Source organism: Lysobacter sp. 1R34A (genome assembly GCF_051217035.1).
In the GTDB taxonomy this organism is placed as follows: Bacteria; Pseudomonadota; Gammaproteobacteria; order Xanthomonadales; family Xanthomonadaceae; genus Lysobacter.
On sequence record NZ_JBPKJP010000096.1, the window covers coordinates 1 to 15266 of the forward strand.

The 15266-nt window shown below is 69.8% G+C and carries 14 protein-coding genes; 8 read left to right on the forward strand and 6 right to left on the reverse strand.

The annotated features are described in order from the left end of the window. The 3 genes from ACSAMQ_RS16950 to ACSAMQ_RS16960 all read right to left on the reverse strand — a co-directional run. Positions 1 to 1087: HlyD family secretion protein (locus ACSAMQ_RS16950; RefSeq protein WP_435396781.1), on the reverse strand; the 1087-nt coding region annotated here is incomplete at its 3' end. After that, positions 1084 to 2034 carry an HlyD family secretion protein gene (locus tag ACSAMQ_RS16955; protein ID WP_435396782.1) on the reverse strand — a complete coding sequence of 317 codons (951 nt, stop codon included), beginning with the start codon at positions 2032 to 2034 and terminating at the stop codon, positions 1084 to 1086. The genes ACSAMQ_RS16955 and ACSAMQ_RS16950, both read right to left, overlap by 4 nt. Before the next feature lie 70 nt (positions 2035 to 2104). Further along, positions 2105 to 2779 carry an ABC transporter ATP-binding protein gene (locus ACSAMQ_RS16960; RefSeq protein ID WP_435396783.1) on the reverse strand — a complete coding sequence of 225 codons (675 nt, stop codon included), beginning with the start codon at positions 2777 to 2779 and terminating at the stop codon, positions 2105 to 2107. Positions 2780 to 3295: 516 nt separating this feature from the next. On the opposite strand from ACSAMQ_RS16960, the gene ACSAMQ_RS16965 reads away from it, so the two are divergent. The 3 genes from ACSAMQ_RS16965 (at position 3296) to mnmG (ending at position 6525) form a co-directional block, all read left to right on the forward strand. Then, the gene (locus ACSAMQ_RS16965; RefSeq protein ID WP_435396784.1) at positions 3296 to 3418 is read left to right on the forward strand and encodes a hypothetical protein; all 123 of its coding nucleotides are present in this window, start codon (positions 3296 to 3298) and stop codon (positions 3416 to 3418) included. A gap of 82 nt (positions 3419 to 3500) precedes the next feature. Then, positions 3501 to 4022, forward strand: a complete 522-nt coding sequence (locus tag ACSAMQ_RS16970) for a hypothetical protein (protein WP_435396785.1) — start codon at positions 3501 to 3503, stop codon at positions 4020 to 4022. Positions 4023 to 4635: 613 nt separating this feature from the next. Further along, on the forward strand, positions 4636 to 6525 hold the full coding sequence (gene mnmG, locus ACSAMQ_RS16975; protein WP_435396786.1) for a tRNA uridine-5-carboxymethylaminomethyl(34) synthesis enzyme MnmG: 1890 nt from the start codon (positions 4636 to 4638) through the stop codon (positions 6523 to 6525). 157 nt (positions 6526 to 6682) lie between these two features. On the opposite strand, the gene ACSAMQ_RS16980 is transcribed toward mnmG, so the two are convergent. Further along, a complete protein-coding gene (locus ACSAMQ_RS16980) occupies positions 6683 to 8272 on the reverse strand; it encodes a glucan biosynthesis protein (RefSeq protein ID WP_435396787.1) in 1590 nt (529 codons plus the stop codon). 233 nt (positions 8273 to 8505) lie between these two features. Between ACSAMQ_RS16980 and ACSAMQ_RS16985 the strand changes: the two genes are divergently transcribed. From ACSAMQ_RS16985 to ACSAMQ_RS16995, 3 genes are all read left to right on the forward strand, one after another. Then, the gene (locus ACSAMQ_RS16985) at positions 8506 to 10185 is read left to right on the forward strand and encodes an NAD(P)/FAD-dependent oxidoreductase (RefSeq protein WP_435396788.1); all 1680 of its coding nucleotides are present in this window, start codon (positions 8506 to 8508) and stop codon (positions 10183 to 10185) included. A gap of 290 nt (positions 10186 to 10475) precedes the next feature. Beyond that, the gene (locus ACSAMQ_RS16990; protein ID WP_435396789.1) at positions 10476 to 12374 is read left to right on the forward strand and encodes a M61 family metallopeptidase; all 1899 of its coding nucleotides are present in this window, start codon (positions 10476 to 10478) and stop codon (positions 12372 to 12374) included. A 31-nt stretch (positions 12375 to 12405) separates the two neighbouring features. Beyond that, the gene (locus ACSAMQ_RS16995) at positions 12406 to 12702 is read left to right on the forward strand and encodes a putative quinol monooxygenase (RefSeq protein WP_435396790.1); all 297 of its coding nucleotides are present in this window, start codon (positions 12406 to 12408) and stop codon (positions 12700 to 12702) included. Positions 12703 to 12708: 6 nt separating this feature from the next. Here the strand turns inward: ACSAMQ_RS16995 and ACSAMQ_RS17000 are convergent, their stop codons facing one another. Both ACSAMQ_RS17000 and ACSAMQ_RS17005 read right to left on the reverse strand, forming a co-directional pair. Further along, positions 12709 to 13275 carry a cytochrome b gene (locus ACSAMQ_RS17000; protein ID WP_435396791.1) on the reverse strand — a complete coding sequence of 189 codons (567 nt, stop codon included), beginning with the start codon at positions 13273 to 13275 and terminating at the stop codon, positions 12709 to 12711. Next, positions 13272 to 14390, reverse strand: coding sequence for a catalase family peroxidase (locus ACSAMQ_RS17005; RefSeq protein WP_435396792.1), 1119 nt, complete (start codon positions 14388 to 14390; stop codon positions 13272 to 13274). The genes ACSAMQ_RS17000 and ACSAMQ_RS17005 overlap by 4 nt, the downstream gene beginning before the upstream one ends. Positions 14391 to 14519: 129 nt before the next feature. On the opposite strand from ACSAMQ_RS17005, the gene ACSAMQ_RS17010 reads away from it, so the two are divergent. Next, on the forward strand, positions 14520 to 15059 hold the full coding sequence (locus ACSAMQ_RS17010; RefSeq protein ID WP_435396793.1) for a sigma-70 family RNA polymerase sigma factor: 540 nt from the start codon (positions 14520 to 14522) through the stop codon (positions 15057 to 15059). Further along, on the forward strand, positions 15056 to 15266 hold a 211-nt coding region (locus ACSAMQ_RS17015; RefSeq protein WP_435396794.1), incomplete at its 3' end, for an anti-sigma factor family protein. The genes ACSAMQ_RS17010 and ACSAMQ_RS17015, both read left to right, overlap by 4 nt.

Here is a 15266-nt window from a genome sequence, read left to right on the forward strand (position 1 = left end):
ATCGGGCCGGGCTCCGCGCGGCTGCGGGCGCGGCCGGCTGGGCCGAGGCGATCTCGACCCGCACCGCCTGGCCCGGACGCAGCGGCGCGCGCGGGTCGTCGAGGCGCACGTCCAGATCCAGCACCGGCACCGGTTGCACCTGCGACTTGCTGCGGATGGCGTTGCCGATCGAGGCGATGCGCCCGCGCAGCACGCTGCCGGCGCCGCCCTCGACCACGATCCGCACCGGCGCGCCGAGCGCGACCCGGCGCAGGTCGCGCTCGGGCAATTCGGCGCGCACCGCCAGGGTGCTCATGTCCGGAATCTCGGCGACGGTCTGGCCGACCCAGACCTGCGAGCCGACATCGTATTTTTCGCCTTCCCAATTGCTCCGGTGCATCATCAGGCCGTCGCGCGGCGCGCTCACCTCGAGCGCCGCCAACGAGCGCTGCAGGCGGTCGACGTCGGCCTGCAACTGCGCGCGCTCGGCGGCGAGCAGGCGCCGCTCCTGGCGGCGTTGTTCGGCCGACAGGTTTTCGCGGCGCTGGGCCAGGACCATCTTGCGTTCCATCTGCGCGCGCGCGACCAACAGCTTGCGGTATTCGATGCCGGCGATCAGCTCGGCCGGCTGCTGGGTCTTGCGCTGCGCCTTGTCGAGTTCGGCACGCGCTTCGGCGGTGGCCAGGCGCTCGCTGCGCTCGCGTTCGGCCAGCTCCAGCTCGAGCTTGTCGAGCTCGCTCTGCTTTTCCTTGAGCTGGCTGCGCTTCTCGCCGAGTTGCTTGACCACGTCGTTGCTGTCGAACGAGATCACCGGCTGGCCCCGCTTGACCGGCGCGCCGTCGGCCGCGAGTCGGGTGATGTTGAACTGCCACATGCGCTCGACGTTCGGCGGCGTCAGCGCCGAGCTGCGCCGCGCGTAGACCTCGCCCTCGATGCGCAGGGTCGCCGCGCCGACCGGTTGCGCCGCGGCGAGCGGCAGCAGGGCGAGCGATATCGCAACGAGCGGTGTCCGGGCGAGCGATATCGCAATGAGCGATATGGGACCGAACGATATCGCACCGGGCGATATCGAAGCGAGCGAGATCGAGGTCGGCCGTGCCCGCTTCATCGCGACGCTCCGGTCGAGGCCTTCGGCACCGCGGTCGATACGCGCACGCTCATCCCCGGCAGCAGCTTGAGCGCGTGCCCGCGCGGCAATTCGATGTCGAGGCTGAAGTAGCGCCCTTCGCCCCATTCGGGTTTGCGGTCGGGAGCACCGGCGATGGCCTTGATGCGGCCTTGCACGCGTTGCCGCGGCAGTGCGTCGAACGCGAGCTGCACGGCCTGGCCGACGGTGAGGCCGCGCCGGTCCGGTTCCAGCGCCCAGGCGCGGATCTCCATGCCGCCGCCGCGGCCGACCACTTCGCCGGCCTTGCTACCGGGCATGGTCGAGCTGCCTTCGTCGATGCGGCCGCCGATCCAGTTGTTGTTGAAACCGTGCAGGACGATGCCGTCGCGTTCGGCGCGGACTTCTGACTGACGAAGCAGCGCGGCGTAGTACTCGCGCTGCACGATCAGTTTGTCGACTTCGAGCTTGGCGTCCTGCTGGCGGCGCGCGACCGCGGCGCGCGCGGCGGCGAACTGCTCGCGCTTGAGGATGAGCTCGCGGGTGGTCTTGTCGAGTTCGCCCTGGTGGCGGTCGTAGTCGAGCTGCGAGATCAGGCCGCGCGGAATCGCCGCCTCGATCCTGGCCGTGGCCAGCGCGGCCTCGGCATCGGCGAGCGCGACTTCGGCATCGACCGCCTTGACCTCGAGTTCGGCCAATTCCTTGGCGGCTTTGGCGCGGGCCTGTTCGATCTTGGCGTCGAGGTCGGGAATCTGGGTGCCGGCCTGGCCCGGGTCGATGCGCAGCACGACCTCGCCGGCCTTGACCGCCTGGCCTTCGGCGACGAAGTAGCGGATCGCTACCGGCGCGGTATTCGACTGCGGGGTATAGATGGGCTGGGCGCCGACCGAGCGCACCTCGCCGGTCAACACCACCGCGGACGCCGGCGGTGCAGCCAGCGACAGCGCCATCAGCGCCGGCGCCAGCTGCGACAGGGACGGGCGAGCCCGGCGAAGAACCTGGCGAAGAGCGGGACGCAACTCAGGCGGCCGAATCATGGTCGACCTTGCCGTCGTGCAGGCGCACCTCGCGCGGCGCGCGCGCGGCGAGATCGCGGTCGTGGGTCACCAGCACCACGGTCTGGCCGCCGTCGTGCACTTCCTCGATCAGGTCGAGCACGTCGGCGGCGCTTTTCGAATCCAGGTTGCCGGTGGGTTCGTCGGCCAGCAGCAGGGCCGGGCGCAGCAACAGCGCGCGCGCGATCGCCGCGCGTTGCTGCTGGCCGCCGGAGAGCTCGCTCGGCCGGTGCTCGCTGCGCTCGCCCAGGCCGACGCGCGCGAGCAGCTCGCGCGCGCGTTCGGTGCTGTCGGGCGGCGGCTGGCGATGGAAGCGCAGCGGCAGCAGGACGTTCTCCATCACGCTCAGGCGCGGCAGCAGATGGAAGCTCTGGAACACGAAGCCGATGCGGCGGTTGCGGATGTCGCTGGCGGCCTCGTCGTCGAGCGCAGCGACGTCGCGGCCTTCGATCAGATAACGCCCGCGGGTCGGCCGGTCGAGGCAGCCGAGGATGTTGAGCAGGCTGGACTTGCCCGAGCCCGAGGCGCCGGTGATGGCGACGAATTCGCCCGCCGCGATGCTCAGGTCCACGCCGGCCAGGGCATCGACCGCTTGTCCATTCATCTCGTAGCGACGATGGACCGCATCCAGTTCGATCATCGGGACTGCTTAGGCCAGAAGGGGAAAGACGAGGCGTGGGCGCGCGCGCGAACGCAGGCCCGGGTGACCGGGAACGACCCGGCGCCCGCCGGCGAAGTTCCGCGACGCGGCGGTCGGGGCGGTCGGGTCGGGCAGGCCGCATGCGCGGCGTAGACCGATCCCTGGCCGTATTCCATCGCGGTCAATCTACCTTAACCCGCAGGCGGCGCGACATGCCGCGATGTGCGGCGCCGCACCGAATGCGATGCAGCATGGTTTTCTGTGAACCCGTGCAGTAAACGCCGCCCGCGCGAAGACTAGCTTAGGCGTGTCGCCACCGCTCGGACGCAGGGCGTGGGCGCCGTCCAGGCCGTCCTCCCGGCCCGTCGTTCGCGCGTCGGCATCACCCGGATTCGGACCTGGATATTCCCCGATGGAAACGCCAGGATAGGGCCGAACCTGGCTCCAACCGGTCGCCGCATCCGCAACCGGCTTCGCTCGGGCGGTTTTCGTCCACGCTCACCACAGGGAATCCACATGCTCCGCAAACTCACGGTATGCCTGCTCCTCGTCCTGTTGGTGGGTTGCCTGCCGCCGCGCATCGACCCGAGCATGGTCTCGGCGCCGCAAGGCGATGCCTCGGCCGACAGCAAGGGCTGAACCGTACAGCAGCGCGCGGGTCGAATTAAGCCCGAGTTCAACGCCTCGGGTCGAAGCTGAAACCCTCACCAGGGGGTCTGCCATGATCCGCAAGCTCATCGCTCCGCTCATCGCCGCCGGCCTGTTGGCCGGTTGCGTGTCCGACTACGCCTATCGCGGCGGCGGGGGCGCCGGTTCGTATTACTACGGCCGTCCCAGCGTCGACTACGGCTACTACGGCCAAAACTACGGGTACGGCTACTACCCGTACGGCGACGCCTATCGGTATCGCAACTACGGCTACCCCGGTTATTACGGCGGCGGTTACGGCTACCCGGGCTATTACCCGTATCCGTACCCGCGCTACTACTACCCGAACCGGCCGCACCGTCCGCCGAACCACCGTCCGCCGCAGACCAGCCAGCCTTCGCGCGGCATTCCGTGGCGCGACACGCGTCCGGTCGGCGGCGGCGCCTGGGCGCCGACCCACCCCGGTGCGATCTCGCAGCCGCGCAGCATGCCGCAGCCGCGGGCCATGCAGCAGCAGCCGATGCAGCCGCGCATGCCGTCCACGCCTTCGACCCGTCGCGACGGCGGCCGCGCCTGGAAGGACGTCGAACGCTGAACGGAATCTGGCCGGATCTGAAGGCCAGCGGGCAAGACGCTGGATTTGGAATGGCGAGCACTTGCGTTCAGGCGGAAGTGACAGCAATCTACCGCTACTGACCGCTTACGTCGTATTTGGACGTTTTCGGTAAGCAAGGCTTCTATGTCGGCGCCTGACGAGGAATCACGGATCCCCCCTGTTCCGTCCTTGTCAGGCGTCGGCGCCCATTCCCCCGGACTCCGGGGAAACACCCAAAGGCGCGCGTATCCACGCGCGCCTTTGCGTTTTTGATCAACGGCTTAGCTCGCCCTGACGGCGAATGCCGCGGCGATGCGATCCAGCCGCCGGTCTTGCCGGGGCCGGGATGGTCCCAATCGCGGACCCAAACGACAGGCAATAAAAAGGGGCCGAATGTCCCCCGACATTCGGCCCCCCAGCTTCCCCCGCGAGCGCTTGGCCAGCCCCTGTTCCAATTCCAGCCGGCGTCGAGCGCCTGCCCCGCAAGGTGCACTAAGTACCCAAGCATGAAGTGTGCCAAGCGTGGGTGAAGGCGGTCCGCCCCCGGTCTGGCCTAAAATCCGCATCCTGAGCGTCGCTTCCGACGACGGGGCGACCGTGGTGCCTTGAACCGATGAACGAATCCTTTTTCCATTACGACGTGATCGTGGTCGGCGGCGGCCACGCCGGCACCGAGGCCGCGCTGGCCTCGGCGCGCGCCGGCGCGCGCACCCTGCTGCTGACCCACTCGGTCGAGACGGTCGGCGCGATGAGCTGCAACCCGGCCATCGGCGGCATCGGCAAGGGCCACCTGGTCAAGGAGATCGACGCGCTCGGCGGGATCATGGCGCGCGCCGCCGACGCGGCCGGCATCCAGTGGCGCCGGCTCAATGCCAGCAAGGGCCCGGCGGTGCGGGCCACGCGCTGCCAGGCCGACCGCTCGCTGTATCGCAGCTTCATCCGCCGCGCGGTCGAGGCGCAGCCGAACCTGACCCTGTTCCAGGCCGCGGTCGACGACATCCAGTTCGACGCCGGCCGGGTCACCGGCGTGCTCACCCAGACCGGCTTGCGCTTCGCCGCGCCGGCGGTGGTGCTGACCGCCGGCACCTTTCTCGCCGGCAAGGTCCACGTCGGCCAGACCACCTACGCCGCCGGCCGCGCCGGCGACCCGCCCGCGATCGCTCTTGCCGCGCGCCTGCGCGAAGGCCCGTTCGTGGTCGACCGGCTCAAGACCGGCACGCCGCCGCGCATCGACGGCCGCAGCCTCGACTACTCGGTCATGGAGGAGCAGCCGGGCGACGATCCGCGTCCGGTGATGTCCTTCCTGGGCACGCCGGCCGACCATCCGCGTCAGGTGTCGTGCTGGATCACCCACACCTCCGAGCGCACCCACGAGATCATCCGCGGCGCGCTCGACCGCTCGCCGCTGTACACCGGCCAGATCGAAGGCATCGGCCCGCGCTACTGCCCCTCGATCGAGGACAAGGTGGTGCGTTTCGCCGAGAAGGCCAGCCACCAGATCTTCGTCGAGCCCGAAGGCCTGGACGTGGCCGAGATCTACCCGAACGGTATCTCGACCTCGCTGCCGTTCGACGTGCAGCTCGACCTGGTGCGCAGCATCCGCGGCTTCGAGCGCGCCCACATCACCCGCGCCGGCTATGCGATCGAGTACGACTTCTTCGATCCGCGCGGGCTGCAGTCGACCCTGGAGACCAAGGCCGTCGCCGGCCTGTTCTTCGCCGGCCAGATCAACGGCACCACCGGTTACGAGGAGGCCGCCGCACAAGGCCTGCTGGCCGGCGTCAACGCCGCGCGTTTCGTCGCCGGCGCCGAGGGCTGGAGCCCGCGCCGCGACGAGGCCTACATCGGCGTGCTGGTCGACGACCTGATCACTCACGGCACCAGCGAGCCCTATCGCATGTTCACCTCGCGCGCCGAGTACCGGCTGCAGTTGCGCGAGGACAATGCCGACCTGCGTCTGACCGAGACCGGCCGCGGGCTCGGCCTGGTCGACGAATCGCGCTGGGCCGCGTTCGCGCGCAAGCGCGAGGCGATCGAGCGCGAGAGCGCGCGCCTGGCCTCGGTATGGGCGGCGCCGAACAACCCGCTCGGCCGCGAGATCGCCCAGACCCTCGGCATCGAGGTCAGCCGCGAAAGCAGCGCGCGCGATCTGCTCAAGCGGCCCGAGATCAACTACGCCCAGCTGATGAGCGTGCCCTCGCTGGGCCCGGCGGTGGCCGAGCCCGAGGTCGCCGAGCAGGTCGAGATCGGAGTCAAGTACGCCGGTTACCTGGACCGCCAGCGCGGCGAGATCGAGCGCCAGCAGCGCAACGAGAGCACGCCGATCCCCGGCGAGTTCGACTACGCCACGGTGCGCGGCCTGTCGGCGGAAGCGCAGCAGAAGCTCGAGCGCGTGCGCCCGCAGACCGTGGGCCAGGCGCAGCGCATCCCCGGCATGACCCCGGCGGCGATCTCGCTGCTGTTGGTGCATTTGACCCGCGCGCGGCGGGCCAGGGTGGCTTGAGGCTCTACGGAACTCGGGACTCGGGACTCGGGACTCGCGATCGCGGAGGTTCCCGATATCGGAAAGCAGGCTCTTGCTGTTCCCCCCTTTGGAAAAGGGGGGCAGGGGGGATTTGCCGTTGCCGTGCTGCGCTCTTGCTCCTGCTCTCCGTCGCCGCTCAATACAGCTTGCGCTCGCTCTTCTCCGGCGGCGACCACTGATACAACCAGGTCTCGCTCAGCGCGCCGCTCGCATCCTTAAGGAACAGGCGCAGGTCGATCTGCTCGGTCGAGTCGCCCTGCGGCACCGCGTCGAACATCACCCGGTAGCCGCCGATCTCGTGTAGCGGTCGACACGACACGGTTTCCAGGCGGCCCCGGCCGATCTGCAGCACCGGTTCCACCGTCGCATTGCGCTTGGCCAGTTCGGCCAGCGGGCCGCCGGCGAAGTCGACCGCGAAGCGCCAGGAAAAATAATCGCGCTTGAAGCCGATGCGACCGCCCAGGCCGGTGCGCGTGGCCACGCAATGGGCGAGCTTCGGCGTCGCCGGCGGCATCGCGCCCCAGTACAGCCGGTAGCCGAACAACAACTCTTGCCCGGGCTGCGGCTTGGCGCGCGGGTTCCAGAACGCGACGATGTTGTCGAAGGTTTCGTCCAGCGTCGGGATCTCGACCAGTTGCACCGAGCCCGCGCCCCAGCCTTGCTTGGGCTCGACCCACAGGCAGGGGCGCTTGTCGTAGAACACGCCGTCGTCCTGGTAGTGGTCGAAGTTGCGGTCGCGCTGGAGCAGGCCGAAGCCGCGCGGGTTCTCGTCGGCGAACATGTTGAAGCGCAGGTACTCGGGATTGCACAGCGGGCGCCAGATCCATTCGCCGCGGCCGGTCCACATCGCCAGGCCGTCGGTGTCGTGGATTTCCGGGCGCCAGTCCCAGTCCATGCGGCGGTCGTTCTCGCCGACCTGGTACATGCTGGTGCACGGGCCCAGCCCCAGGCGCTCGATGGTCTTGCGCGGGTACAGCGCGCAATCGATGTCCATCAGCAGCACCTCGCCCGGTGTGATCGCGAAGCGGTAGGCGCCGGCGATGCTCGGCGAATCGAGCAGGGCGTAGACCACCAAGGTGTCCGATTGCGGACTCGGGCGTTCCAGCCAGTACGCGGTGAAATCGGGAAACTCCTCGGGGCGGCCGGTGCCGGTGTCGATCGCCAGGCCGCGCGCCGACTGGCCGTACTGGCCTTCGCCGCCGACCGCACGGAAATAGCTCGCGCCGAGGAAGGCGGCGAAATCGCGCTCGGGGTCCTTGCGGGTGTTGAGCCGGAAGCCGGCGAAGCCCAGGTCGGCCGGCAGCGGCTTGCCGTCCAGGCCGCTGTGGGCGCGGTCGAACATGCTCGGGTCGTAGACGATCTCGCGCGCCTGGCCGCCGTCGACCTCGTACATGCGCACGGCCGACTTGAAGAACAGGCCGAGGTGGAAGAACTGGCCCAGGAATCGGGTGTCGTCCTGCGCCCACAGGGCGTGATCGCGGCGGAAGCGGATCGACTGGTACTGGTCCCAGTTCATCGCCTCGACCGCGGGCGGCAGGGTGGTGCTGCGCGGTGCGTAGGCGCGTTCGGCCAGTGCGCGGGCCTGGCCCTTGAGCGCGGCGAAATCGAAGGGCCGGGCCGGGCCGAGCCGGGTCGTGCCGGGCGCGGCCCAGGCGAGCGCCGGCAACGGCAAACCGAGGGTGGCCAGGGTGCCGGCCGCGGATTTGAGGAACTGGCGTCGGATCATTGGGGGAAGGCGACGTCGTGGCAACAGGACCGGACATGCTAGCCAATCCCGATAACGCGTTGGTTATGGCGGCGTTGAGGCGGCGGACGCGATGCCCGGCGTCCTCATCCGTCCCGCGCGTCCGCCGCTGTTTCCGGCGTGCGGACCGGGTGGGGCGAGGGTTCCAGGGCGTTGTTCCCGCACCGGCGGCGCGCGAAAAACCGCCCACCGCCGAAGCCTCTTAGAATATCGTCATGCTTCGACTCACCGACCTCCGATTGCCGCTGGACCACCCGGCCAGCGCGCTCACCGACGCCATCCTCGCCCGCCTCGGCATCGCCGCGGACGAACTGACCGGCTACACCATCGCCAAGCGCAGCTACGACGCGCGCAAGCGCGGCGGCATCGTGTTGATCTATTCGATCGACGTGGACACGCCTCGCGAGACCGAGATCCTGCAGCGTCTCCAAGCCGCCGAGGCCGCGGCGCCGGCCGACGCCAAGGGCAAGCCGGGCGCGGCCGACATCGGCAAGGTGCTGCCGACCCCCGATACCGACTACAAGTTCGTCGCCCGCGCGCCCGAGGCGCTGCCATTGCGGCCGATCGTGATCGGCATGGGCCCCTGCGGCCTGTTCGCCGGCCTGGTGCTGGCGCAGATGGGCTTCCGGCCGATCATCCTCGAGCGCGGCAAGGCGGTGCGCGAACGCACCGTCGACACCTTCGGCCTGTGGCGCAAGCGCGTGCTCAATCCGGAGTCGAACGTGCAGTTCGGTGAAGGCGGCGCCGGCACGTTTTCCGACGGCAAACTCTACAGCCAGATCAGCGACAAGCTGCATCACGGCCGCAAGGTGCTGACCGAGTTCGTCAAGGCCGGCGCGCCGGAGGAAATCCTCTACGTCAGCAAACCGCACATCGGCACCTTCCGCCTGGTCTCGATGGTCGAGAACATGCGCGAGACGATCGAGTCGCTCGGCGGCGAGATCCGTTTCTCGCAGCGGGTCGAGGACGTGTTGATCGAAGACGGACAACTGCGCGGCGTGACCCTCGCCGACGGCGGCGAACTGCGCGCCGACCACGTCGTGTTCGCGGTCGGCCACAGCGCCCGCGACACGTTCGCGATGCTGCATTCGCGCGGCGTGTTCATGGAGGCCAAGCCGTTCTCGATCGGCTTCCGCATCGAGCATCCGCAATCGCTGATCGACCGTGCCCGCTTCGGGCCGCAGGCCGGTCACGAGATTCTCGGCGCCGCCGACTACAAGCTGGTGCATCACTGCCGCAACGGCCGTTCGGTCTACAGCTTCTGCATGTGCCCCGGCGGCACCGTGGTCGCGGCGGCGAGCGAACCCGGGCGCGTGGTCACCAACGGCATGAGCCAGTATTCGCGCAACGAACGCAACGCTAACGCGGCGATCGTGGTCGGCATCACCCCCGAGGACTACCGGGCCTACGACGACAGTGGCAGCCCCCTGGCCGGCATCGGCCTGCAGCGGCATTGGGAGGCGCAGGCCTTCGCACTGGGCGGCGGCGAATACGAGGCGCCGGGCCAGACCGTCGGCGATTTCCTCGCCGGGCGGCCTTCGACCGCGCTCGGCGCGGTGCAGCCCTCGTACACGCCCGGCGTGCGCCTGAGCGACCTCAGCGCCTCGCTGCCCGACTACGCGATCGCGGCGATACGCGAAGCCTTGCCGGCCTTCGACAGGCAGCTCAAGGGCTTCGCCATGCCCGACGCGATGCTGACCGGCGTGGAGACGCGCACCTCCTCGCCGGTGCGCATCACCCGCGGCCCCGACGGCCACAGCCTCAACACCCGCGGCCTGTTCCCGGCGGGCGAAGGCGCCGGCTATGCCGGCGGCATCCTGTCGGCGGCGGTGGACGGCATCAAGACCGCCGAGGCGGTGGCGATGAGCATCATGGCGGGCCTGGGTCGCGGCTGAGGCGGGCGTAGCGTCCGGCCGCAAGCCGACGGTTCGAAGCCTCGAGCGTCCTGCCTGGATCAAGCCTTCGGTGTTCGGCTGCGGCGAAGCAAAGCGGAGCACGGCTGCGCGGGAACGACGGCAGGAGGGAAGCGGGCACTCACCCGCCTATCCCACGATTGCTCATGCCTTGTGCGCAATCGGTCGACCGCGCCCCGCCGCCGGCGGCCATGCCGAATGGCAGGGGGCAGGACGGGCGCGATGGGTAGGATGCGGGATCCCGTCCCGTGTTCGCGCCGCCGGAGTTTTCCATGGTCCGTCCGATCCACGCCGTCCTGCCTTTGCTGATCGCCGCGGCGCTGCCGTTCTCGAACGCGGGCGCCCAGACCGCCGCGCCGCGCGACGTGCCGTATCCCGGCCTGGTGCAGCTCGAGGTCGATGCGACCGACCTGGCGCGGCGCGTCATGCATGTGCGCCAGCGCCTGCCGGTCCAGGCCGGCGCGCTGACCCTGCTGTTTCCGCAGTGGATCCAGGGCAATCATTCGCCGACCGGCCCGATCGACAAGCTCGCCGGCCTGCGCATCCGCGGCAACGGCCAGGCCATCGCCTGGCAGCGCGACCCGCTCGACGTCTATGCCTTCAAGCTGGTCGTGCCCGAAGGCGTCGCCGAGCTGGAGTTGAGCTTCGACATGCTCACGCCCACCGGCGGCACGCCGGGCCGGGTGGTGATGACCGCCGACATGCTCAACGTGCAGTGGAACCAGGTCGCGCTGTACCCGGCCGGGTATTACGCGCGCGGCATCCAGATCGCGCCGACCCTGAAGTTGCCGTCCGGGTGGCAAGCCGGCACCGCGCTCGAACTCGAGGCGCGCGAGGGCGACCGGCTGCGCTATCGCGCGGTGCCGTTCGACACCTTGCTCGACTCGCCGGTGTTCGCCGGCCGCCATTTCAAGCAGATCGATCTCGACCCGGGCGCGAAGACCCCGGTGCGGCTCAACCTGGTCGCCGACGCGGCCAAGTACCTGGAAGCCAAGCCCGAGCAGATCGAGCTGCATCGCCGATTGGTCGGCCAGGCCTACAAGCTGTTCGGCTCGCGGCCGTTCGACCGCTACGAGTTCCTGCTCTCGCTGTCGGGCCAGATGAGCGGCATCGGCCTGGAGCATCACCGTTCCAGCGAGAACGGCGTCGACGTCGACTATTTCACCGGCTGGGACGGCGGCAGCGCGATCGGCCGCGATCTGCTCGCGCACGAGTTCACCCATTCCTGGAACGGCAAGTACCGGCGGCCGGCCGGGATCGCCGCGCCGAACTTCAACCAGCCGCTCAGCGACGGCCTGCTCTGGGTCTATGAGGGCCAGACCCAATACTGGGGCTATGTCCTGACCGCGCGCTCGGGCCTGTGGAAACCGGAACTGGCGCGCGAGGCCTTGGCGCAGGTGGTCGCGCGCTACAGTAACGATCGCCCGGGGCTGGCCTGGCGCAGCTTGCAGGACACCGCCTACGACCCGGTCATCGCCCAACGCAGGCCGAAGTCGTATACGAGCTACCAGCTCAGCGAGGACTACTACAACGGCGGCCAGCTGGTGTGGCTGGCGGTCGACGCCAAGCTGCGCGCGCTCAGCGGCGACAAGCGCTCGCTCGACGATTTCGCCCGCGCCTTCTTCGCCGGCGAGAACGGCGACTATCGGGTCAAGCCCTACGAATTCGAGGACGTGGTCGCCGCGCTCGACGGCGTCGCCGCGTTCGACTGGGCCGGCTTCCTGCGCGAGCGCATCGACAGCCACGCACCGCCGACCGACGGCCTGGCCGCGAGCGGTTGGAAGCTGGTGTTCACCGATACGCCGGGCGAGTTCCAGAAGCTCGCCGAAGGCGAACGCAAGGCGGTCGATCTCACTTATTCGCTCGGCATGAGCGTGTCGAACGGCGACTCCTCGGTGGCCAGCGTGCGCTGGGACGGGCCGGCCTTCGACGCCGGCATCGCCCCGGGCAACATCGTGCTCGCGGTCAACGGCTATGCGAGCAACGGCGAGCGGCTCAAGGACGCGGTCACCGCGGCCAAGGACGGTCGGCACCCGATCGAACTGCTGATCAAGAACGGCGACGCGATCAAGACCGTGCGCATCGACTACCGCGAGGGCCTCAAGTACCCCAAGCTCGAACGCATCGAAGGCACGCCCGACCGCCTGTCGAAGATCTACGCGCCGAAGTAAGCCGGTATTTCGACCTCAGGAGACCCGGACCATGTACGGATTGATCGGAAAGATGACCGCCGCCGCCGGCCAGCGCGATGCCCTGATCGCGATCCTGCTCGACGGCATCGACGCCATGCCCGGCTGTCTGAGCTACGTGGTCGCGCGCGACCCCAAGGACGCCGACGCGATCTGGATCAGCGAAGTCTGGGACCGCCAGGACAGCCATCGCGCCTCGCTGGCCTTGCCGTCGGTCCAGGCCGCGATCGCGAAAGCGAAACCGATCATCGCCAGTTTCGACGAGTACCACGTGACCGAACCGGTCGGCGGGCACGGCCTGCGCGGCTGACGCCGGTCAGTCCGGTGGCGGCGTGTCCGCTGCCGCGCGCCGCCGCCACAGCATGCTGCGCAGCACCCCGTCGCGGCGGATCAGGCCGTGGTACAGCGCGGCGGCGCCGTGCAGCAGGATCAGGCCGAACAGCGAGTACGCCAGCAGCCGATGCAGCCCGCGCAGAGCCGCGAACCAGTCGGCGTCGAACGGTGCGATCGCGGGCAGGCGCAGGTGTTCGCTGAGCATGACCGGGTAGCCGCCGGCCGAGAGCATCGCCCAGCCGACCAGCGGCAAGGCCAGCATCAGCGCGTACAGCAGCCAGTGCGAAACCTGCGCGGCGATACGCTGCAGCGCGGGCAGGTCGGCCGGCAACGGCGGAGGCCTGCGCCACAGACGCAGGATCAAGCGCAACATCGCCAGAACCAGGATCGCCGCGCCGAGCGGCTTGTGCAGCGCGAGCAGCCAGCTGTGCCGCGCCGAGACGCTGGCGACCATACCGACGCCGACGAACAGCGTGCTCAGCACCATCGCCGCCATCAGCCAGTGCAGCACGCGCGCCGGCCACCAGAACAGTTCGGGATCGCGCTTCATCGGTGGGACTCCTGTGTCTCGGTGACTGCGCCGCCGGCGTGTTCGGCGGTGCGGCGGCGATAGGATTCGGCGTACGCCGACGAGCGCGCCGGCAGCAGCGGGTCGTCGGACGCGGCGATGCCTGCGGGCAGGATCAGCGGATCGAAATTGAGGTCTCGGCAGGCGCCTTGTGCTTGCGGTTCGCTGCGTTCGAGCACCACGCGGCCGGCGTCGATCTCGCGCCGGTCCGGCGGCCAGACCCGGGTCGCGTCGGCGGTCGGGTCGCCGGGTGCGGCGAGGGTCACCAGCAAACGCCACTGCAGCGGCCCGTGCGCGAGCCGCCGCTGCAGTTCGCCCTCGAGATAGTCCTCGGGCGGCGTCGCCGGTATGGCGCCGTCGGGGCCGTTGTCGGCGGCGACGCGCCAGCGCACCGCATGACGCGCGCCGGCGGCGTCGACGAAGTAGAACGCGTTGAGGCCGTAATAGGTTTCGGTGGCGTAGCTCGGCGAGGGTTTGTGGTTCTTGGCCCAGGCGCGGAACGCCGCGGTTTCCGGATGCGCGGCGAAGAACGCGGCCTGCCTGGCCGGATCGGGCTTGCCGGTCGCCGGATCGGGGCGGCCGGCCTGCAGTTGTCGGTAGAACGCCTGCGGCGTGGCCACCGGAAACACCGGCATGCTGTTCATGCCGGTGCGCCATTGCTGGCCGTCGGCCTGGGTCAGGCTCAAGGCCAGGCTGCGGATCGGCACGCCGAAATCCGGTGCGTGCGGGTTGCCGCCGGGAATCGCGAAGCGGCCGACCAGGGGCGTGCGGCCGGGCGCGAACACGGCCGCTTTCGAGTACTTCGCGGCGGCGCCGTTGCTGTCGAAGTGGCCGATCACGCACACGCCCTTGGCATGGTTGCGGCGATAGCCCGGGTGCAGGCCGCCGTTGAGCTGCAGGCGGTCGACCAGGCCGCGCGAGGTGAGGCGCTGCGGAGTGATCCAGCCGCCGACATAGGCGAACGCGGCGGCGGCGCCGGCCACGGCGGCGGCGATCAGGGCCCATCGCGCGAGCGCTTGGGGCGGCCGGGCAGGGCGATGGACGGGGTCGGGGTTGGGGTTGGGCGGCGTTACGGCGGGCGGGTCGGACGGAGACATGGCGGGGCTCGGGTCGGGAATCTTGGAGTACGACGCACCGCGGCGAGGTTTATTCCCCAGACCGCGGAATAAACTGCGGCCAGCGGCGTCCTGCCTAGCGACTCCCCGACCCGCGTTCCCGGACCGCTCATGCCCGCCAGCGACCTCGACAGCGCCCTGCGCGAACAACTGCCGTCCCTGCGGCGGTTCGCGCGCTGGCTCGCCCGCGATCCGCACGCCGCCGACGACCTGGTCCAGGCGGCGGTGGAACGGGCGATCCTCGGCTGGGGCCGGCGCCGCGACGAGCAGGCGCTGCGGCCGTGGCTGTTCGCGATCGTGTACCGCCAGTTCCTCGACGGCCAACGCCGCGCACAACGCTATGCCGGCGTGTTGTCGCGGCTCGGCATCTCCCAGGACAGCCAGCCTTCGGCCGAGCGCGAAGTCCTCGCGCGTTCGGCCCTGGAAGCGATGCAACGCCTGTCGGTCGAGCAACGCAGCCTGCTGTTGTGGGTCTCGGTCGAGGGGCTCAGCTACCAGGAGGTCGCCGACATCCTGCAGGTGCCGATCGGCACGGTGATGTCGCGCCTGTCGCGCGCTCGCGAAGCCTTGCGCCGGCTCAGCGACGGCGAAACCCCGGCCGCGCCGCTGAGATTGTTGAAGCCCTCCACCGCAACCAAGTCTTCCTCATGAACACGACGCCGAGCGAACACGACCTCCATGCCTACGTCGATGGCCGCCTCGACGGCGAACGTCGCGCCGCGGTCGAGGACTGGATCGCGCGCGATCCCGGACGCGCGGCCGAGGTCCAGGCCTGGCAGCGCGACGCGCAGCTTTTGCGCGCGGCCCTGCTCGGCGAGGCGGAAACGGTGCCGGCCGCGCTCGACCCCACGCGCCTGC